This is a genomic window from Streptosporangium longisporum (assembly GCF_039534895.1).
In the GTDB taxonomy this organism is placed as follows: domain Bacteria; phylum Actinomycetota; class Actinomycetes; order Streptosporangiales; family Streptosporangiaceae; genus Streptosporangium; species Streptosporangium longisporum.
This window is the reverse complement of sequence record NZ_BAAAWD010000006.1, coordinates 1,144,683-1,164,877: the sequence shown is the minus strand read 5'-3', so window position 1 is coordinate 1,164,877 and position 20,195 is coordinate 1,144,683. Positions and strand designations below refer to the sequence as shown.

General features: G+C 72.3%; 18 protein-coding genes. 13 read left to right on the top strand and 5 right to left on the bottom strand.

The window, feature by feature from the left end:
- Nucleotides 1-183: 183 nt before the first annotated feature.
- Nucleotides 184-807 carry a TetR/AcrR family transcriptional regulator gene (locus ABD832_RS09395; RefSeq protein ID WP_344891313.1) on the top strand — a complete coding sequence of 208 codons (624 nt, stop codon included), beginning with the start codon at nt 184-186 and terminating at the stop codon, nt 805-807.
- Nucleotides 804-1,511, top strand: a complete 708-nt coding sequence (locus ABD832_RS09390; protein ID WP_344891310.1) for a DUF998 domain-containing protein — start codon at nt 804-806, stop codon at nt 1,509-1,511. The genes ABD832_RS09395 and ABD832_RS09390 overlap by 4 nt, the downstream gene beginning before the upstream one ends.
- A gap of 112 nt (nt 1,512-1,623) precedes the next feature.
- Here the strand turns inward: ABD832_RS09390 and ABD832_RS09385 are convergent, their stop codons facing one another.
- Nucleotides 1,624-3,921 carry a DEAD/DEAH box helicase gene (locus tag ABD832_RS09385; protein WP_344891307.1) on the bottom strand — a complete coding sequence of 766 codons (2,298 nt, stop codon included), beginning with the start codon at nt 3,919-3,921 and terminating at the stop codon, nt 1,624-1,626.
- A gap of 254 nt (nt 3,922-4,175) precedes the next feature.
- Here ABD832_RS09385 and ABD832_RS09380 point away from each other — a divergent pair, with 254 nt between their 5' ends.
- From ABD832_RS09380 to ABD832_RS09365, 4 genes are all read left to right on the top strand, one after another.
- Entirely contained in the window at nt 4,176-4,526 is a 351-nt protein-coding gene (locus ABD832_RS09380) for an STAS domain-containing protein (RefSeq protein WP_012887265.1), read from the top strand.
- 2 nt (nt 4,527-4,528) lie between these two features.
- Complete coding sequence (locus ABD832_RS09375) at nt 4,529-4,975, top strand: ATP-binding protein (protein ID WP_344891301.1); 447 nt, start codon at nt 4,529-4,531, stop codon at nt 4,973-4,975.
- A 424-nt stretch (nt 4,976-5,399) separates the two neighbouring features.
- Nucleotides 5,400-7,733, top strand: coding sequence for a sodium-translocating pyrophosphatase (locus ABD832_RS09370; RefSeq protein WP_344891298.1), 2,334 nt, complete (start codon nt 5,400-5,402; stop codon nt 7,731-7,733).
- Between the two features lie 245 nt (nt 7,734-7,978).
- Nucleotides 7,979-8,452 carry a SixA phosphatase family protein gene (locus tag ABD832_RS09365; RefSeq protein WP_344891295.1) on the top strand — a complete coding sequence of 158 codons (474 nt, stop codon included), beginning with the start codon at nt 7,979-7,981 and terminating at the stop codon, nt 8,450-8,452.
- Nucleotides 8,453-8,716: 264 nt separating this feature from the next.
- On the opposite strand, the gene serB is transcribed toward ABD832_RS09365, so the two are convergent.
- From serB to ABD832_RS09350, 3 genes are all read right to left on the bottom strand, one after another.
- On the bottom strand, nt 8,717-9,940 hold the full coding sequence (gene serB / locus ABD832_RS09360; RefSeq protein WP_344891292.1) for a phosphoserine phosphatase SerB: 1,224 nt from the start codon (nt 9,938-9,940) through the stop codon (nt 8,717-8,719).
- Between the two features lie 77 nt (nt 9,941-10,017).
- The gene (locus ABD832_RS09355) at nt 10,018-10,809 is read right to left on the bottom strand and encodes an IclR family transcriptional regulator (protein WP_344891289.1); all 792 of its coding nucleotides are present in this window, start codon (nt 10,807-10,809) and stop codon (nt 10,018-10,020) included.
- A gap of 250 nt (nt 10,810-11,059) precedes the next feature.
- Nucleotides 11,060-12,469 (bottom strand): hypothetical protein, encoded by a 1,410-nt coding sequence (locus ABD832_RS09350; protein ID WP_344891287.1) that lies wholly within the window; start codon nt 12,467-12,469, stop codon nt 11,060-11,062.
- Between the two features lie 98 nt (nt 12,470-12,567).
- Here ABD832_RS09350 and fdxA point away from each other — a divergent pair, with 98 nt between their 5' ends.
- The 7 genes from fdxA (at nt 12,568) to ABD832_RS09315 (ending at nt 18,913) form a co-directional block, all read left to right on the top strand.
- Nucleotides 12,568-12,885 carry a ferredoxin gene (gene fdxA / locus ABD832_RS09345; RefSeq protein ID WP_344891284.1) on the top strand — a complete coding sequence of 106 codons (318 nt, stop codon included), beginning with the start codon at nt 12,568-12,570 and terminating at the stop codon, nt 12,883-12,885.
- On the top strand, nt 12,882-13,877 hold the full coding sequence (locus tag ABD832_RS09340; RefSeq protein ID WP_344891281.1) for an NAD(P)/FAD-dependent oxidoreductase: 996 nt from the start codon (nt 12,882-12,884) through the stop codon (nt 13,875-13,877). The genes fdxA and ABD832_RS09340 overlap by 4 nt, the downstream gene beginning before the upstream one ends.
- A 54-nt stretch (nt 13,878-13,931) precedes the next feature.
- Nucleotides 13,932-14,864, top strand: coding sequence for an IclR family transcriptional regulator (locus tag ABD832_RS09335; protein ID WP_344891278.1), 933 nt, complete (start codon nt 13,932-13,934; stop codon nt 14,862-14,864).
- Between the two features lie 723 nt (nt 14,865-15,587).
- The gene (locus ABD832_RS09330) at nt 15,588-16,400 is read left to right on the top strand and encodes a fumarylacetoacetate hydrolase family protein (protein WP_344891275.1); all 813 of its coding nucleotides are present in this window, start codon (nt 15,588-15,590) and stop codon (nt 16,398-16,400) included.
- Between the two features lie 121 nt (nt 16,401-16,521).
- Nucleotides 16,522-17,688, top strand: coding sequence for an amidohydrolase family protein (locus ABD832_RS09325; protein ID WP_344891272.1), 1,167 nt, complete (start codon nt 16,522-16,524; stop codon nt 17,686-17,688).
- Nucleotides 17,685-18,539 carry an HpcH/HpaI aldolase family protein gene (locus ABD832_RS09320; protein WP_344891269.1) on the top strand — a complete coding sequence of 285 codons (855 nt, stop codon included), beginning with the start codon at nt 17,685-17,687 and terminating at the stop codon, nt 18,537-18,539. Before ABD832_RS09325 ends, ABD832_RS09320 begins: the two co-directional genes overlap by 4 nt.
- A complete protein-coding gene (locus ABD832_RS09315; RefSeq protein WP_344891266.1) occupies nt 18,536-18,913 on the top strand; it encodes a cupin domain-containing protein in 378 nt (125 codons plus the stop codon). The genes ABD832_RS09320 and ABD832_RS09315 overlap by 4 nt, the downstream gene beginning before the upstream one ends.
- A gap of 18 nt (nt 18,914-18,931) precedes the next feature.
- On the opposite strand, the gene ABD832_RS09310 is transcribed toward ABD832_RS09315, so the two are convergent.
- Nucleotides 18,932-20,035, bottom strand: a complete 1,104-nt coding sequence (locus tag ABD832_RS09310) for an acetamidase/formamidase family protein (protein WP_344891264.1) — start codon at nt 20,033-20,035, stop codon at nt 18,932-18,934.
- Between the last annotated feature and the right edge of the window lie 160 nt (nt 20,036-20,195).

Genomic DNA, 20,195 nt, shown 5'->3' with positions numbered 1-20,195 from the left:
AGCTTGTACGTCTCAACCCTTACAGGGTGGACGTGGTGAGCCTCGCCGCGGAACCGGCGAACTCCCCATGCCGATCGGCCCTCGGCGCGCCGCCGGTGTCCCGGTGGCGCACCGGCACGCCCGGAGCGTGACAAGCCTCCAATACAGATGTATTGTCCAATACATCTGTATTGGAGGATGCCTGTGACCGAGGACGAGCCTCGCGAGCGGATCCGTGACGCCGCGCTTCGGCAGTTCGCGCTGCTGGGGTTCAAGGGGGCGACCGTGCGCGGGATCGCGGCGGACGCGGGGGTGTCACCGGGTCTGGTGCAGCACCACTTCCCCACCAAGGACGCGCTGCGCGAGGAGTGCGACGCCTACGTCTTCGCCGCCCTGCGCGGACTCAGGGACCGGGGACCGGCCGACGCCGACCTCGTGGCGAACGCGCATGAGGTGCTGGCACTGATCGTGCCCTACGTGGCGACGGCGATGGCCGGCGACACCCCCACGGCCGCCCGCTGGTTCGACGAACTGGCCGAGGGCCACCGCGAGGCGCTGACGAACGGCGAGCGCGGGACGTTCCTGCCCGAGGGTGAGGACGTCCAGGCGATCGTCGCCGTGCACACGGCCATGGAGCTGGGCCTGGCCATCCTCAACCGCCACCTCTACCGCCGGCTGGGGGCCGAGCCGAACGACCCGGCGGCGGACGTCAGGATCGCCAGGGCCCGGCTGTACCTGGCCACCCGGCGCACGGTCGGCGAGGAGCTGGAGAAACACGTCCGCGAAGGGCTCGAACGGTTCGAGCACGGCGAGGGGAGCGACAGGTGAGCGTTTCATCACGGTCCGGCGCACGCACGGCGGCCACGGGCCGACGGGCCGAACGCCGGCTGCTCGTCTGCGCCGCACTCGCGCCGCCGCTGTTCATCCTCGCCTTCCTCGTCGAGGGAGCCACCCGCGGCGCCGGTTACGACCCGCTGCGCCACCCGGTCTCCGCCCTGGCACTCGGGGAGTACGGCTGGACCCAGCGCGCCAACTTCGTCCTCTGCGGCCTGCTGCTGCTGGCCGGCATCGCCGGCCTGCGTACGGCGCTGCGCCGCCGGGGCGCCGGGGCCTGGGCGCCCCTGCTGCTCGCCATGGCCGCCGTCGGGCTGGTCGGCGCCGGGATCTTCGCCGCCGACCCGCTCAGCGGCTACCCGCTGGGCACCGCCCCGGTCCCCTCGCCGGCGACCGCGACCGGCACCTGGCACTCCCTGTTCTCCACGCCCGTCTTCACCGCGCTGCCCGCCGCCTGCTGCGTCCTGGCCCGCCACTTCGCCACAGCGGGCCGCCGGGGGTGGGCCGCCTACTCCCTCGCGACCGCGGCGGTGGCACTGACCTGTTTCGTCCTGGCCTCCGTCGCCTTCGACCAGAACGCGACGCTGGTGCCGTACGGCGGGCTGTTCCAGCGGCTCACGATCGCGGTGAGCCTGCTGTGGATCACGGCGGTGTCGGTCGACCTCCTGCGGCGGCGCGACCACCAGAGGGGTTCGTGACGGCTCGGCGGGCCGTGCGGCCGCGCAGCGGAGGACCGGTGCCCGGCAGAGCCGGTTCTCCCGGAGAACCGGCAGGGCGATCTCCCGGGAGAACCGGCAGGGCGGAAGGTCGTCATGACCCGGATGGCACGTTCGCCGACGGCTCCGTCCGTGGCGTGTCCCGTTCCGGCCCGTCGTGGGAGAGCAGGACCGCCAGAAGCCGGAGGGCTCCGGCCTTGTCCAGCGGCTCGTTGCCGTTGCCGCACTTGGGGGACTGGATGCAGGACGGGCAGCCGCGTTCGCACTCGCAGGAGGCGATGGCCTCGCGGGTGGCGGTGAGCCAGTCGCGGGCGCGGGCGTACCCGCGTTCGGCGAAGCCGGCACCGCCCTCGTGGCCGTCGTAGACGAAGACGGTGAGCAGTCCGGTGTCGGCGTGGAGCTCGGTGGAGACGCCGCCGATGTCCCAGCGGTCACAGGTGGCGAAGAGCGGCAGCAGGCCGATGGCCGCGTGTTCGGCCGCGTGCGCGGCTCCGCCGAGGTCGAGCCCCTCCCCGGCCAGCGCGGCGACGGCCGTGGTGGGCAGCGTCCACCAGACGGCACGGGTCCGCAGCGTGCGCGGGGGCAGTTCGAGGGGCTCGTCACCCATGAGCTCACCGCTCTGGGCGCGGCGCTTGACGTAGCCCACGACCTGGTTGGTGACCTCCACCGAGCCGAAGTGGAGCTCACCGGGACCGAGGGCGTGCGAGGCGAGCGACTCGATGATCGAGATGTCGGTGACGTCCCTGGCGAAGGTGGTGTACTCCGGTGCTCCGGCCTCGACGAGGGCGACCCCGGCCTCCAGGTCGAGTTCGGCCACCAGGAACGTCTCCCCCCGGTGCACGTGGACGGCGCCGGTGTGCACGGCCGTGTGGGCCGAGGACTCGTCCACGGTGCCGAGCAGCCGCCCGGTGGACATCTCCACGACCTGGATCGGCGCGCCGCCCGCGCCCCGGATGTCGGCGAGGTCGGTGGCGCGTTCCCTGCTGGTCCAGAACCAGCCCGTGGCGCGCTCCCTGAGCAGCCCCCGGGCGACCAGGTCGGCGAGCACCTCCTTGGCGGCCGGCTCGAAGACGTCCAGGTCGTCGTGGGTCAGCGGGAGCTCGGCCGCGGCGGCGCACAGGTGGGGACCCAGCACGTACGGGTTGCCGGGGTCGAGCACGATCGTCTCCATCGGCCTGCCGAACAGGGCCTCGGGGTGGTGGACGAGGTAGGTGTCCAGGGGGTCGTCCCTGGCGATCAGCACCGCGAGCGCGTCCTGCCCGTCGCGTCCGGCCCGGCCGGCCTGCTGCCAGAGCGACGCGCGGGTGCCCGGCCATCCCGCGATGAGGACGGCGTCCAGGCCGGAGACGTCGACACCGAGTTCCAGCGCGTTGGTCGTCGCCAGGCCGAGCAGCTCGCCCGAGCGCAGCGCCCTCTCCAGTGCCCTGCGGTCCTCGGCCAGGTACCCGGCCCGGTAGGCGTCCACCTTGCCGGGCAGGTCCTTGGGCGCGCCCGCGCCGGCGACGAGGTCCTGGAGCCTGGCCCGGGTGGTGAGGGCCACGGACTCGGCGGCCCTGCGGGAGCGGACGAAGGCCAGGGTCCGCACCTCGGAGGCGACGAGGTCGGCCAGCAGGTCGGCGCTCTCGGCGGTCGCGGGACGCCGGATCGGGGCCCCGCCCTCGCCGCGCAGATCGGTCAGGGGCGGCTCCCACAGCGCGAAGGTCGTGGCACCCCGGGGGGAGGCGTCCGTGGTCACCGCGGCCATCTGGAGGCCCGTCAGGCGCATCGCGAAGACCTCGGGCTCGCTGGCCGTCGCCGAGGAGAGCAGGAAGGTCGGGCGGGAGCCGTGGCGCGCGCAGATCCGGCGCAGGCGGCGCAGGATCTGGGCGACGTGGGAGCCGAACACGCCCCGGTAGCCGTGGCACTCGTCCACGACGACCATCCGCAGCCGCCGCCAGAAGGCCGACCACTGGGTGTGACGGGGCAGCAGGCCGCGGTGCAGCATGTCCGGGTTGGTCAGGACGTAGTTGGCGTACCTGCGGATCCAGGCCCGCTCCTCGAAGGGGGTGTCGCCGTCGTAGACGGCGGCGCGCAGCTCGGGCGGGTCCAGCTCGCGCAGCGAGCGGAGCTGGTCGGCCGCCAAGGCCTTGGTGGGCGACAGGTAGAGCACCGTGCCGCCCTCCAGCGTCGCGGAGAGCGCCGGGACCAGGTAGGACAGCGATTTCCCCGACGCCGTGCCTGTGGCGATGATCACGTTTTGGCCACGGTGGAGCAGCTCGGCCGCTTCCGCCTGATGGGGCCACAGACCGGAAATACCGTGGTTCGCCCAGCGCGTAACAAGCCGTTCGTCGACCCAGTCCGGCCACCTGGTGTCACCGGCCTGACGTGCGGGAACGTGCTCCACGTGGGTCACACGCTCACGACGTGCGGGAACGTCGAGCAGGCGGCGGAGCGCGGCGCCCGCCCGGAGGGGCGAGGATGATGGCGGGGTCACTGGTTTCCAGTCTCACATCTGTGGGCAGAGTCGCCGGGAATCGTGATTTCGTATAGACACTGAGCGTACGCATGGTTGAATGCCGCGCGTCGGGGCTTGTCGCCCAGGGGTCACCTCGGTCCCGGGGGGCACGCTCGAATCGGTACTTTCGCAGGCAAGGCGCTGGAGGATCTGTGGATCTGAAGTTGGACCACCATTCCGAGGACCGTCTCACCATCGTTGAGGTCGAGGGTGAGATCGATGTCTACACCGCGCCCAGATTGCGTGAGCTCCTGATCGACCTGGTCAACAAGGGGAACTTCCACCTGCTCGTCAACATGGAGAAGGTCGACTTCCTTGACTCCACGGGCCTTGGTGTCCTGGTCGGCGGGCTCAAGCGAGTTAGGGCGCACGATGGCTCACTGGAGCTTGTCTGCACCCAGGAGCGCATCCTGAAGATTTTCCGGATCACCGGGCTCACCAAGGTCTTCGGGATCTACGCCTCGGTGGAGGAGGCCAAGGAAGCTCACGGTCGAGACAAGTAGTCGTGGCTACCGTCGAGCTGACGTTCAGTGCCCTCCCCGCGCACGTGCGGACGGCGCGCCTGGTCGCCACGGCGATCGCCAGGCGCACCGGTGTGCAGGAGTCACTGCTGGACGAGGTACGGCTCGCTGTCGGTGAGGCATGCTCGCGGGCCGTGGAGGCGCACCGTCTCCACTGTCCGGGAGAGCCGATCCGTATCGAGCTACGCGATGACCTGGGGCGCTTCGAGGTGACCGTCACCGACTCCGCCCCCAGTGACGAGCTGGAGCACGATCGGGCCCTTTTGGGGTTCGACGATCCGTTCGGGCAGCTCCCCGACGATCTGATGGCCGGTTTCGGCATCGCGGTCATCGCGGGACTGGCCGACGACGTCCAGGTCTACCCGAGCCCGAAGGGCATGCGCATCCGCATGAGCTGGCCCGCGGCGACCAACGGACTGTCTCCGGTCTGACACGGAAGACTTCGGCGGCCGGGCGTGTCCTAGGACACGCCCGGCCGTTCGTTTGCGGTCCCCGGGTTTCCGGTCGAGTCTTAACGCCTGTACGTGCGGGCCGAAATCAGGGGGACATGGAGACGGACGAGACGGATGTGACGGGGAAATGGCGTTATAAGCAGGCCGGTCGGCGATGGATGCCGTACCTGTCGTCAATCGGCCGAGCACAGAGGCTTCATATCCGCGTCGACGCTGCGTAGACTCCCGGAACCGGCCAAGGTTTATCCTTCGGAACGGCCCGTACGCGAGCCGTTTTCCGTAGGGGTCTGCAACTGGAAGCGGCACTGCCAACCACCCCGGATGTGCGCCGCTTTGCTCGTCGTGACGCCTATGGCAGCGCACTCCGGGCAGGACGTGTTCCCGTCTTGCCAAGGAGAGTCGGATGTCTGTGCTCCATCTCGCCGCTGTCGAAGAACCAGCGGTATCCCTCAGCGGTCACCACTTCACCATCGTGATCGTGGTGGCCGCGGTCGCCCTGCTCGCGCTCGCCGTCGCCGGCGCCCTGGTGCGGGAGGTGCTGGCCGCCGGCCAGGGCACCGAACGCATGCAGAACATCGCGCGAGCCGTACAGGAAGGGGCTTCCGCGTATTTGACGCGGCAGTTCCGAACGCTCGCTCTGTTCGTCATTTTGATCCCTTTCCTGCTGTATCTCCTTCCGGCCGAGACGACCGGCGTGAGAATCGGCAGATCGGCTTTCTTCGTCGTGGGCGCGCTTTTCTCCGCGCTGACCGGATTCATCGGCATGTGGCTGGCGGTCCGCGGTAACGTCCGCGTCGCCGCCGCCGCCCGCGAATCGGGTGAGAAGGTCGCCATGCGGATCGCGTTCCGCACCGGCGGCGTGGCCGGGATGATCACCGTCGGTCTCGGTCTTCTCGGCGCGGCCGTGGTGGTGATCGCCTACGGGGGGTACGCCCCGGCCGTGCTGGAGGGCTTCGGCTTCGGTGCCGCGCTGCTCGCCATGTTCATGCGGGTCGGCGGTGGCATCTTCACCAAGGCCGCCGACGTCGGCGCCGACCTGGTCGGCAAGGTCGAACAGGGCATCCCCGAGGACGACCCGCGCAACGCCGCCACCATCGCCGACAACGTGGGCGACAACGTGGGCGACTGCGCGGGCATGGCCGCCGACCTGTTCGAGTCCTACGCGGTCATGCTGGTCGCGAGCCTGATCCTGGGCAGGGTGGCCTTCGGCGTCGAGGGCCTGGTGTTCCCGCTGATCGTGCCGATGATCGGCGTGATCACCGCGATCATCGGCATCTTCGTCACCGCCCCGCGCGCCGGGGACCGCAACGCGATGGCCGCGATCAACCGTGGCTTCTTCATCTCGGCGGCCATCTCGGCGGTCCTGGTCGCCGTCGCGGCCTACCTCTACCTGCCGGCCACCTTCGCCGGCCTGACCGGCGTGAGCCCCCAGATCGCCGCGATCACCTCCGACCCGCGCCTGATCGCGATCGGGGCGGTGCTCATCGGCCTGGTGCTGGCGAGCGCCATCCAGGTGCTCACCGGCTACTTCACCGAGACGAACCGCCGTCCGGTGCGGGACATCGGCGAGAGCTCCCGGACCGGCCCCGCCACGGTCATCCTGGCCGGCATCAGCGTCGGCCTGGAGTCCGCGGTCTACTCGGCGCTGATCATCGGAGCCGCCGTGTACGGCGCCTTCCTGCTCGGCTTCGGCAACGTCACCATCGCCCTGTTCGCGGTGGCGCTCGCGGGCACCGGGCTGCTGACCACGGTCGGCGTGATCGTGTCCATGGACACCTTCGGGCCGGTCTCCGACAACGCCCAGGGCATCGCCGAGATGTCCGGTGACGTCGAGGGCGAGGGCGCCGCCGTCCTCACCTCCCTGGACGCGGTCGGCAACACCACCAAGGCCATCACCAAGGGCATCGCGATCGCCACCGCGGTGCTCGCCGCGACCGCGCTGTTCGGCGCGTTCCGCACGGCGGTGGAGACCGAGCTGGCCCAGGCGAGCGCCACGGTCAAGGAGGCGCTGGGCTCGTTCAGCACGTTCAGCCTGAGCGTCGACTACCCGAACGTGCTCGTCGGCCTGATCATCGGTGCCGCGGTGGTGTTCATGTTCTCCGGCCTGGCGATCACGGCGGTCGGCCGCGCGGCCGGCCGGGTGGTCTTCGAGGTGCGCGAGCAGTTCCGCACCAAGCCGGGCATCATGGCCGGTACCGAGCTGCCCGACTACGGCAGGGTCGTGGACATCTGCACCCGCGACTCGCTGCGGGAGCTGGCCACGCCCGGCCTGCTGGCCGTGCTGACCCCGATCGCCGTCGGCTTCGCCCTGGGGTACGCCCCGCTCGGGGCGTTCCTGGCCGGCGCCATCGCGTGCGGCACGCTCATGGCCGTGTTCCTGGCCAACTCCGGTGGTGCCTGGGACAACGCCAAGAAGCTGGTCGAGGACGGCCACCACGGTGGCAAGGGCTCTCCGGCGCACGAGGCCACCATCATCGGTGACACCGTCGGCGACCCGTTCAAGGACACCGCCGGTCCGGCGATCAACCCGCTGCTGAAGGTGATGAACCTGGTGGCGCTGCTGATCGCCCCGGCCGTGGTGACCTACGCCGACAACGCGGTGCTGCGTGTCGTCGTCACGCTGCTGGCGGTCGGCATCGTCGTCGGCGCGGTCATCGTCTCCAAGCGCCGGTCGGCGAGCATCTCCCCGACCGAGGAGAACGACTCCGACCGCAAGGCGCAGCCGGTCTCCACCTGAGCCGCGTCCCGCGGGGGGACCGAGCCGGTCCGCGACCGGTGACGTCCCCCCGGGGAACCGGGTGACGCTCCATCGTGAAGGGGTACGCGAGCCACGCGTACCCCTTTCGCGTGTGCGGACCGTCGCGGTGGGAAACTTGCCGCTATGGAAGAGCAGCCCTCCGGTGGTAAGTCACTCCTTCTCATTCTGCTGGCCATGGCCGCGGTGTTCGCGGTGATCGTGGGTCTCGCCGTCTGGGCGTCCCGATGACGGCGCGCACGCTCGTCGTCCTGCGTCACGCCAAGGCGGCCCAGCCCCCCGGCGTCGCCGACCGGGAGCGGCCCCTGACCGAGAGCGGCGAGCGCGACGCCCGCCGGATCGGCGCGGCCCTGGCCGAACTCGGCCTGCGGCCCGACCTGGTGCTCTGCTCGCCGTCGGCACGGACCCGGCGGACCGTGGCGCTGGCCCTTCCGGACGCGGACGTGTCGTTCGAGCCGTCCGTCTACGAGGCCTACGCCGACGAGCTGCTGGAGCTGGTCCGGCGGAGCGGGACCGAGGCGCGCACCCTGCTCCTGGTCGGCCACAACCCGGGCGTGCAGGAGCTGGTCGGGATGCTGGCCCCGGGGGACGGCGACGGCGGCTTCCCGCCCGGGGCGTTCGCCGTCGTCGAGACCGACGACGAGTGGGCCGGGCTCGACACCGGCCGCGTGGTCGCCCGATGGAGTCCCAAGGACCGCTGAGGAGGACCTGGAGACGGCAAGGGGGCGTCGAGGGCCTTCCGGGGGGACCCGGCCGGGGACGCCAGGGGAACGGCCGGCGCTCGGTGGTGATCACGGCGTCCCCCGGAGGGTCCTTCTGCGTCCGGCGGTCACGACCTCCCCGGAGGGACGGTCCGCGCTGAGTGAGGATCACGTCGTTCCCCGGAGGGGCCCGCGTCCGGTGGTTCACGGCCTCCACGGGGACGACGGGCGTCCGGTGTGATCACGCGTCCCCCGAGGGGCCCGTCAGCGCTCGGTGTTGATCACGCCGTCCTCGGCGTCGGCGTCCTCGACCTCGGCCCGGGGGATGCCCAGCAGGTAGAGGATCGAGTCGAGGTAGGGCACGTTGACCGCGGTGTCGGCGGCGCGGCGGACCACCGGCTTGGCGTTGAAGGCGATGCCCAGCCCGGCGGCGGCGATCATGTCCAGGTCGTTGGCGCCGTCGCCGATGGCCACGGTCTGGCTGATCGGGATGCCGGCCTCCCGGGCGAAACGCTCCAGGGCCCGCGCCTTGCCCGGCCGGTCCACGATGTCGCCGACCACCCGGCCGGTGAGCACGCCGTCGACCACCTCCAGGGTGTTGGCCGCGGAGTAGTCGATCCCCAGATCGTCCACCAGGGCGTCGGTGAGCTGCGTGAACCCGCCGCTGACGATCGCGAACCGGTAGTCGAGCCGCTTGAGGGTCCGTACCAGCGTGCGGGCGCCGGGGGTCAGCACGAGCTCCCGGCGTACCTTCTCGAAGACCTCCTCCGACAGGCCCGCCAGCAGCGCGACCCGGCGGCGCAGCGACTCGGCGAAGTCGAGCTCGCCGCGCATCGCCTCCTCGGTGACCCTGGCGACCTCGTCCAGGCAGCCGGCGTGCGCCGCGAGCAGCTCGATCACCTCGGCCTTGATGAGCGTCGAGTCGACGTCCATCACGATCAGCCGCTTGGCCCTGCGGTACAGGCCGGTGCGCTGCACCGCCACGTCCACCTGCTGGGTGTGCGCCTCGACGGCCAGCTCGGCCCGCAGGGTGTCGGGGTCGGCACCGGAGACGGAGAGCTCGATGCAGGTCACCGGGTAACTGGACAGCCGCTCGATGCGGTCGATGTTGGCGCCGGCCGCCGCGATCCGCCCCGCGATGCCCGCCATGGCGGCCGGCTGGAGGGGGGAGCCGAGCACGGTGACGGTGAGCCGTCCCCTGCGCCGCTTCTCCTTGGGGTCGGAGCCGGTGGACAGCTCGACGTGCAGTCCCAGGTCCTCGGCGGTCCGCTCGACGGCGGTCCAGAGGGCCCCCAGGGTGCCACCGGTGCCGGTCGAGGGGCCGCCCGTGTAGGAGACGAGGACGCCGAGGGTGAGCCTGCCCCGGATGACGACCTGCTCGACGTCGGCGACGGCGACGGGGAAACCGGCCAGGACCGAGAAGAGACGTGAGGTCACGCCGGGACGGTCGGGGCCGGTCAGCGTGATAAGAAGCGTGCGCTGGTTCATCGGTCCCTACGCTACTTGGCCCCGGATCGGGCCGTGAATGTGGTTCACCATGCGGACGCCCGCTCTGCACGGAACGGTCACCGGTCCGGAAGCGTGCGTTCCTTTCCCAGCTCGGCGGTCACCTCGGCCGCGGTGCGCTTCAGGGCCTCGGCGAGCGGGGAGTGGGTGCCCGCGGGCACCGAGGAGGTGGTGCCGACGATCGCCATGGCGGCCAGCAGGACCGGGCCCCGGAAGACCGGGGAGGCGATGCTGCGCACGCCGTTGACGGAGGGGGTGTTGGCCGAGATGTCGTCCTCGCGGATCTTCACCAGTTCCTGGCGGAGCTCGGGGGAGGCGTCCAGCTGCTCCTGCAGGCCGGGCACCTCGTCGGGGGGCAGGAACGCGCAGAAGACCCGGCCCTGGGCCGACTCGGTCCGCGACAGGCGTGAGCCCATCCGCACGCTGACCCTTATGGTGCGGTCGGTGTTGTCGTCGACGCGGACCACCACGGCGGTGTCGCCGTCCCAGACGCTCAGCACCACGGTCTCGTCGATCTCCCTGACCAGCCGCTGCATGTACGGACCGGCGATGCCGATCACCGGCATGCCGACGCGGGCGGCGGCCGACAGGGTGAGGATCTGGGGACCCAGGGAGTACAGTGCCTCGCGCTCGTCGTAGCGCAGCAGGTTGCTCTCCCGCAGGGCCTTGGTGTATCGATGTGCGGTGGCCTTGCTGGTGCCCAGGCTGGCGGTGAGCTGGTTGAGGGTCAGGTGCGGCCGGCTCACCGTGAACGCGCTGAGGATCATCGCGGCGCGCTGGACGGTCTGGATCGCCGGGATCCTGTTCTCGCCCGCGGCGCCCTGCCGGCCAGGCGCGCTGTCGTCACCCATGTCGTTCCTTCGATTCAGGTCTGCAGGCCCGGCGCCGGGCAAATATTTTGCATTGCGAGACAGCATCCTGTCATCCAGAACGCCCGATGTCGATGCCCCGGACGGCTCGGGTGCTCCGGCCGGATCCGGCGCCCCGACCGGCTCGGGTGCTCCGGCCCGATCGAGGGTTCCGGCCGGTTCGGGTGTTCCGGCCGGATCAGGTGTTCCGGTCGGCTCCGGTGCCCCGCTCGGCTCGGGTGCCCCGGTCGGCTCAGGTGCTCCTGCCGGATCGGGCGCCGGGGACGCCGAGGGCGTGCCGGAGGGCGATCCCGGCGTACAGGCGGGCGAAGCGCGCCAGCTCCCGCGGATCGAAGACGTCCCGCCGGGGATCGGCCGGGTCGGCGGCGGCGGCCGGGCCCACCCTGGCGGTCGGGATCCCGTGACCGCGCAGCACCACGCCGTCCGTGGAGCCCTTCCAGCCTGAGATCGGCGGCGGAGGGGCGCCGTGCTCGTCGTCCCATGCGGCGATCGCCTGGCGGATCACCGGGGCGCCCGGCGGGGTGCTCCCGGCCGGATGGGCCATGTGCGCGTCCACGCTCACCCGGTGGCGCTCCAGCGGCCCGCCGCGGATCCCGGCCCGCAGCCGCTCCAGTACGGTCCGGGCGATCTCGTCGGGATCGTCGCCCGGGACGGTGGTCAGGTAGAGGTGGAGCTCCACCAGGCCGGGCAACAGGTCGGGCTTCTCGGCCAGGCCGCCCCGTACCGCGCCGATGCCCGCCTCGGCGGCGAGCTGGCGTCCGGGAGCGGACCTGGCCGCCAGGTGCTCGGCACGCCAGGACTCCAGGATCGCGACGACGACCCCCAGACCGGTCAGGAGCCCGCCGTCCGCGCCCCTGGCCAGCACCGGCCGGTAGGAGCCGTCCAGCCGGACCCTGAGGAAGATCGCCCCGGGTTCCTCGTACAGGACGCCGGGCGGGCCGCACTTGGCGACGACGGCGGCCGCGGGCAGCGGGTGCGACCGGAGGTACTCGTCGATGCCCGACGGCTCCGCGGAGACGCCGGAGACGCCGGAGACGTCGGCGGCCGCGGTGCCCGGGGTCCGCCCGGACGTGTCACCGGCCGCCGGTGCGGAGGCCGCGGAGGGGGACGGGCCGGCCGGTCGTGCGGTCGTGAAGGGGGAGGAGTGCGTGCCGGCCGAGGCCAGGAGCAGGCAGAGGCGGTGCGGCAGGCCCTCGCGGCGCAGGGCCGTCGCCGCGGCCGCGTACCCCACCAGCGCCGCGGCGGCCGGGGCGCGGGCGACACCGAGGCCGAAGCCGGACAGCAGGCCGGAGACCGGGTCGAGGGCGAGCGGGGCGACCGGCCCGTCCAGGCCGGTCGCCCACCGGTCGTGTCCGGCCTCTCCGGAGAGCGAGGTGTCCAGGTGGGAGTAGACGAGCAGCTCGGGCCCGGAGCCGCCTGCGGTGGAGGTGAGGTTCGTCCCCTCGGGGCCCACCGCCTCCAGGTTCCAGGGGAGCCGGGGCCAGCGGTCCCGTGCCCACGCCGCCAGCCGGGTCGCGGTCGCGCGCTCGCGGCCCCGCGGGCTGGGAGCGGCGGACATCACCCGGATCGCCTCGACGATCGTCCGATCGGAGATCGCCGCGTCGGTGGCCTGCCGCAGGTGTCGCAGGGCGTCGCTCGTCATGGGTCCATGTTAACTCTATGCAAGACGCCATCTCGTATATTGACAATGCGCGTGACAGCCTCCTACTGTTCCCCCACGCTGCCGACGAGGGAGGACTGATGGTCTACGTCGTGACCGACGCGTGTGTGGACGTGCAGGACAGGTCGTGTGTCGAGGAGTGCCCGGTCGACTGCATCTACGAGGGCGACCGGATGATGTACATCCAGCCCGACGAGTGCGTCGACTGCGGCCGGTGCGAGCCGGTCTGCCCGGTGACCTCCATCTTCCACGAGGACGATCTCCCCGCGGAGGCGGCCAGGTTCGCCGGGATCAACGCCGAGTTCTTCGTCGACCTGGGATCGCCCGGGGGCGCCAGGAAGGTGGGCCGCACCGGGAGCGACCATCCCGCCGCGGTGCCGCCCGGCGGCGGGTCATGACCGCGTACGACGTCGATCTGGTGATCGTCGGCGCGGGCCCGTCGGGTCTCTACGGCGCCTACTACGCGGGGTTCCGCGGCATGTCGGTGGCCGTCATCGACTCGCTGCCCGAACCCGGCGGCCAGATCTCGGCGCTCTACCCGGAGAAGGAGATCTTCGACGTCGCCGGGTTCCCGGCGGTGAAGGGCCAGCGGCTGGTGGACGAGCTGGTGGCCCAGGCCGCCCAGGCGAACCCGGTCCTGCTGCTCGGGGAGGGCGCCCTCGACCTGCGGCACCACGAGGACTCCGTGGAGGTCGTCACCGACGCGGGCACGGTGGTGCGGGCCAAGGCCATGCTGCTCACCGGCGGCATCGGCACCTTCACCCCGCGCGAGCTGCCCGTGGGCGAGGACTACCTGGGCCGGGGACTGCGCTACTTCGTCCGCAGGCTCGACGACGTGGCCGGTCACGACGTGGTCGTGGTCGGCGGCGGCGACTCGGCGGTGGACTGGGCCCTGGCCCTGGAACCGCTGGCGCGCTCGGTGACGCTCGTGCACCGCAGGCCCGCCTTCCGGGCGCACGAGCGCAGCGTGGCCACGCTGCGCTCGTCGTCGGTACGGGTGCTGACGCCGTACGAGGTCTCGAAGATCGGTGGTGAGCACCTGGTCGGCGAGGTCGTCGTGGACAGGGTCGGGGCGAGCGGCCAGGACGACCTGGACGGTCGTGTCACCCTGCCCGCCCAGACGGTCGTGGCGGCGCTCGGCTTCATCGCCGATCTCGGGCCGGTCCAGCAGTGGGGGCTGGAACTGCGCAGAAGGCACGTGCTGGTCGACCGGTCGATGCGGACGAACCTGCCCCGGGTGTTCGCCGCCGGGGACATCAGCGACTACGACGGCAAGGTCAGGCTGATCTCCGTCGGGTTCGGCGAGGCCGCGGCCGCGGTCAACAACCTCGCGCCACTGGTGAATCCCGCCCTCGGTACCGCGCCCGGTCATTCCTCCGATGCGGCCTGAGTTCTCCAGTCTGTAGAGTCCGATCCAACGGACGGTCGGTGCGGAGGAGTCGGCATGGCGGAGCAGGCACGCTTCGGCGACACGGGTGTGGCCGACAGGATGCCCGCCGGCGTGCCCGCCGACCCCTCGACGGCCACGCCCGGAGGCGTTCCCGCGCAGGCGTCCGCCGGTGCGTCCGGGACCGTCCCCGCGGGCGGGCCGGGCGATGCCGCCGAGGTCGTCCCCGCAGGTGTTCCCGAGAGCGTTCCCGATGATGTGCCCGCCATCCAGACGGTGCGGCGTGCCGCGCTGATCCTGAGCGGTTTCACCGTCGAGCGCCCCCGGCTGAGCCTCAACGAGATCACCGCGCGGCTGGGGGTCAGCAAGCCCACCGCCCACCGGTACGCGCGGGCGTTGCGGGCGGCCGGCCTGCTGCGCTACGACGCGTCCAGCGCCACCTACTCGCTCGGTCCCCAGCTCCTCGGGCTGGAGGCCGCGGCCAGGGCCGGGCTGCCGATCGCGGCCGCCGCCGAGCCCTACCTCGAACTGCTGATGCGCGAGATCAACCAGACGGTCGTGCTGAGCGTCTGGAACGGCGAGTGCCCGGTGGTGGTCGGCTGCGTGGACAACACCGTGGGGGACGTCCGGCTGAGCGTCCGCACCGGCTCGCAGCTCGACGTCGTGCGCTCGGCCCAGGGCAGGGTCTTCAGCGCCTACCTGCCCGTCGGCGAGGTCCCCGGGCTCGCCCGGCGGTTGCGGGCCTCGGCCGAGCTGCGCGACCTCCTCAAGGAGGTCCGCAGGACCGGGGTGGCGGTCAACTCGCCGGTGGACCACGGGGTGCACGTGCTCGCGTCGCCGATCTTCGAAGGGGACCAGGTGGTCGCCGCGATGGCGGTCGTCGGCACGGTGGCCTCCCTCGCGGGCGACCGGGAGCCGCAGGCCGCCGCCGCGCTGCTGAGGGTGGCGCGCGATCTCTCCCGCGACCTGGGCGGCACGAGACCGGCCTGAGCGTTGCGAGACCGGCCTGAGGCGGTACGGAGACCGGCCTGAGCGGCACGGGCCAGGTCTGAGCAGCACAAGTCCGGTACCGAGACCGGGGTGACCCTGCGAGAGCCGGGCGGGACCGGTCCGAACGGCCACGAGTCCGGATGTCGATTCCCGCGGGACCGGTCTGTGCCGTACAGCACCGGCCTGAGCGGCACGGGGATCATGAGCCCGCCCTGAGCGGTACGGGATCGGTCCCCCCGGCCCGTCCCTCCCCTTCCGCGCGCCCGGCCCCCTTTTGTGCGCCCGGGCCGTTTCCCGGGTGTGGTTCCGGTCACCCCGGCGAGGCCGCCCGGCGGTGCCGTGCCGGTGCCCGCGACCCGGTATGAGCCGTTCTCCCTGGTCCACGCCCTGCCGTCCCTGCGGGGCCGGACGTGGATCGGACCGAAACACGGCCGTAGCATGACGCAATGCGAGATGTGATTCCGCATCTTGACACGCGGTGAGCCTTCCTCGTACGTTCGTGACGCCTGGCCGACCTGGTACGGCGGCGGGAGCCCCCGCCACCGGCCGGACGCCGGCGTCCCGAGAGAACGCCCCCTGGAACCCCGTCGTCCCTTCGGGCCGGGTGACCGCAGGAGTAGGAGCAGACATGGGTATGCGACGTAGGGGAGACGCTCCGGCCCTCCCGGTGGCCCTCCCGGTCACGGCCTCCGGCCGGCGGGCCCCTGTGCCGGGGGACGACGCGTGAACCTGCTGGCGACCCCCGGCGGCCTGGCCCGTCTCACCGAGGACGGCGACGACGCGGTCCTGCTCGACCTGCCGTTCGGCGACGTCGCGGCCATGCTCGCCGTGGGCGAGGGCTTCGCGCCGGCACGGGCCGCGCGGGAGCTGGGCCGGGTCTCCCTCGACGGGCTGCTGCCCCCGCTGCGCGGTGCCCGCGCGATCTGGGGGGTGGGCCTCAACTACCGCTGCAAGGCCCGGCTCACCGGCCGGTCGATCCCGGTCGATCCCATCCTGTTCCTGCGGTCGCCGTCGGCGGTGTCGGCGCCGGGGGCGGAGGTGGAGCTGCCGAGCGACCGTTCCAGCCAGGTGGACTACGAGGGCGAGGTGGCCTTCGTGGTGGGGCGGCGGATGTGCCGGACCGCGCCCGAGCGGGTGTGGGAGCACCTGGCCGGGGTCACCGCGGCCAACGACATGACCGCGCGCGACGTCATGGTCGCCACCGCCACGCCCACCCTGGCCAAGAGCTTCCCCGGCTTCGGCGCGCTCGGCGCCTCGGTGCTGGACCTGTCCACGGTCGCCGACCCCGCGAACATCGCCGTACGGACCAGCGTGAACGGGACCGTCCGGCAGGACGCGAGCACCGAGGCGCTGATCTTCGCGGTGCCCGAGCTGCTGGCCACCATCTCCCGCTTCGCCGTGCTGGAGCCCGGGGACGTGGTGCTGACCGGCACCCCCGCCGGGACCGGGCAGGACCGCGAGGTCTTCCTCCGTCCCGGTGACGAGGTCGAGGTGTCCGTCGCGGGGGTGCTGCCGCTGCGCACCCGGTTCCGCTGAAGCCCGGCCCCGCCCGGCCCGCGCAGCCGCCTCCGGGTCCCCGCACCGGCCCCGGCCGTCCCCCAGAACCCCGCACAGCCCTCCCGGGCCTCACGGCCCTCAAGAACCGAAAGAACGAGATATGACCGAGACTGCATTCGACCTGGTCCTGTCCGGCGGTACCGTCTTCGATCCGGTGGCGGGCACCCACTCGGTCACCGACGTGGCCGTGACCGGGGACCGGGTGGCGCGCATCGCGCCCTCGCTGGCCGCCCAGGTCGCCCAGGCCGGGCAGGTCGTCGACTGCACCGGAAAATGGGTGATGCCGGGCCTGGTCGAGGGGCACACCCACGTCTTCGAGAACGTCTCGAAGGTCGGTGCCCCGCCGGACGAGGCCCACCTGCGCCGGGGGGTGGTGGCCGCGGCCGACGCCGGCACGGTCGGCGCCTCGACCTTCGCCGCCTTCGACCGGTACGTGGTCCAGGCCGCCGAGATGCGGCTGGTCAACTTCCTGAACGTCTCGGTGCTCGGGCTCATCGACTTCCGCTTCGGCGAGCTGCTCAACCCGGCCACTCTCGTCCCCGAGGACGCGCTGGCCGTCGCGGCGGAGAACCCCGGCGTGGTCCGCGGCTTCAAGATCCGTCTCTCCGAGGACGTGGTCGGCCCGGCCTGGCGCTCGCTGCTCAAGACCTCCCTCGCGCTCGCGGCCGACGCGGGGCTGCCGCTGATGGTCCACATCGGGGAGACCGAGGAGCCGCTGCCCGAGGTCCTCGGCCTGCTCCGCCCCGGGGACGTCGTCGCCCACTGCTACACCGGCAAGCCGCACGGCATCCTCGACGGGGACAAGGTCATCGCCGAGGTGCGGGAGGCGCGGGCCCGCGGGGTGCTCTTCGACAGCGCCCACGGCAGGAGCAACCTCAGCTTCGAGGTCGCCAGGAGGGCGATCGCCGACGGGTTCCTGCCCGACCTGCTCACCTCCGACACCAGCGCGCGCAACTGGCGCGGGCCCGTCTTCGACCTGGTCACCAGCGCGGCCAAGCTGCGCGCGCTCGGCATGACCATGGACGAGATCGTGCCGCGGATGACCATCGCCCCGGCCCGGCTGCTCGGCCTGGACACCGAGGGCTACGGCACCCTGGTCGAGGGCGGTCCCGCGCACGTCACCGTGCTGGAGGACGCTCCCGAGACGACCCTGCCCGACGCGTCCGGCAACTCGATCACGGCCTCCCGGCTGGAGCCCGCGCTGGTCCTGCACCACGGGCGGCGCGTGGAGACCACCCCCTGGCGCGGCCTGGACCAGGACCGGTGACCGTACCCCCCGGACCGGCCGCGCCGTCCTGTGGGCCGGCGACCCGGGAACCGCCGTCCCGGGCCGTCCCGGCGGCGGGGGTCGCCGCGCTGCGGCGGAGGCTGCGGGACGCGCTGACCGGCGGGGACCGGGTGGTCGGCACGTTCCTCAAGTTGCCGAGCACCGACTGCGTGGACCTCGCCCGGCAGGCCGGGTTCGACTTCGTCGTCGTGGACCTGGAGCACTCCTCGCTGCCGGAGGCGACCGCGCTCGCGCTCGTCCGGCACGCCGCCGCGACGGGTCTTCCGGCCCTGGTACGGGTGCCCGCCGTGGACCCGGCGCTGATCAACAGGGTGCTGGAGGCCGGTGCGGCCGGGGTGCAGCTCTCCACGCTGACCGCGGTCGCCGAGGTCGCCGCCCTGACCGGCGCGACCCGCTACGCCCCCCACGGGCGGCGGAGCGTGAGCCTGTCGCATCCCGCGGCCGGTTTCGGCGCGGTGGACCTGGCGGCCTACCTGGCGGCCGAGGCGCAGGACCCGCCACTGCTCGTCGGGCAGATCGAGACCGCCGTCACCCTGGACCCGGTTCAGGAGCTGGTGGGCGGCCTGGACGTGGCCTTCGTCGGCACCACCGACCTGGCCGTCGGCATGGGGCTTCCCGGTCCGGAGGCGCTGCGCGCGAAGGTCGAGGAGATCGTCGGCGCGGCCCTGTCCGCAGGGGTGGCGCCGGGAGGCTGGATCGCCCGCGCGGACGAGGCGCTGCTCACCGGCGGCGGCCTGGGCGCCGCCCGCTACCTCGTCGTCGGCTCCGACGTGCAACTCCTCGGCTCGGCCCTGCGCGAGGTGATCCATCGATGGAAGGAAGCGCAATGACCACTTTCAGCCCGCTGCTGTACGGCCTCGCGGTCAACTGGGACGACATCCCCGCGACCGTGGTCCGGCCGGGGGTCTCCCGTAAGGTGTACTCCACCGACGAGGTCATGCTGGCCTGGCACGAGCTGGCCGTCGGCATGACGCTCAACCCGCACCGGCACGACGACTTCGACCAGCTCGTGCTGATCCTTCAGGGCCGGTGCGACTACTACGTCGACGGCGTGCCGCACGCCATGTCGGCGGGGTCGATGCTGCTGGTCCCCCGGGGCGCCGAGCACCACGTCGAGCCCGTCGAGGGGCCGTGCGTCAACGTCGACGTGTTCAGCCCGCCGCGCCCGGACTTCCGGGACGCGGTCTGGCTGCCCGAGGGGTAGGCGGCGCGCCGGGAGCGGTCACCGCCCGAAGTCGGCCTTCCTGATCATGCAGTGTACTCCCTTGACCTGGTCGACGACCTGGCTGACCTCGAAGTCGGCCGCCGCGCTGAGGTAGGCCAGGGCCTTGGGCCGCTCCATCCCCTGGGTGCGTTCGAGGAAGCCCACGGCGGCCCGTACGGCACGGCGCATGGCCTCGTTGAGGTCGGTGTGCAGGCCGACCGGGAGCCAGTGGGTGGCGGTCTCGGCGAAGGGCTCGTCCAGCGCGCCCAGGAGCGCGCGGGCCTGGGCCGCGGGGATCACCGACAGGCGCAGCGTGGCGCGCAGCGGCGCCTCCAGCGCGGTCAGCGCGACCTCGCCGTCCCCCTGCGCGTAGTGCGGGTCACCGGCGTAGAACCCGGCTCCGGGCACCTGGACCGGCAGGTAGAGGCTCGACCCGACCTGGAGCTCGTTGATGTCGAGGTTCCCGCCGAACGGGCCGGGCGGCACCGAGTGGACCGGGGCGTCGGTGTCGGACGCCACGCCCATCAGGCCCAGGAACGGGGCGAGCGGGAAACGCGCCGACCGCCCCTTGCCGAACGGGATGACACCGTGCAGGCGCCCGGCCTCCTCGACGACCTCGGTGAACACGCAGACGCTGTTGTACTCCCGGGTCCCGTCCGGCCTCGGGCCGGTGTCGGCCGGGGTCTCGGGGAACTCCCCGGGCAACGCGCCGTAACCGTGCCTGCTGCTGACGAACCCGTACGGCGCCCGGATCAGCAGGCTGAGCACGTCCACCCGGAGCACGTCGCCGGGTTCGGCCCCGGCGACCGAGATCGGCCCGGTCACCACGTGAGGGCCGTCGTTGTCGTAGTCGTGGGGGATCCCGGAGGCGGCGAGCTCGCGCGCGTCGGTGAGCACCCGGTCGGCGCCGACGCCGAACCCGGCGAGGTAGGCGACTGGGTCGCGGCCCTGGTCCTCCAGGATCCCTTCGTGACTCAGCGTGTCGATGGTGACGGTCTCGCCCGAGGCGACGTGCAGCACCGGCAGGTGGCCCCGGTTGGGCAGCAGACCCCAGAGGCTAGTGTCTGAGCTGGTGGGAAGGTAGTGCGAACCATCGATGCGGCCGATCTTCGGCTGGAGCATTGTCCCTCCACGGGGGATATGTCGCTGTCACCGGCTGAGAGAACCCCATGGGTGTTGCGTCGCCGTTAACAGCGAGTAACCGAACATTTCGACCTCCGGCCCCGTACTTGACACCGGGAAGACGGGGTAGCAGCATCACATAGCGAGATGGCATCTCGAA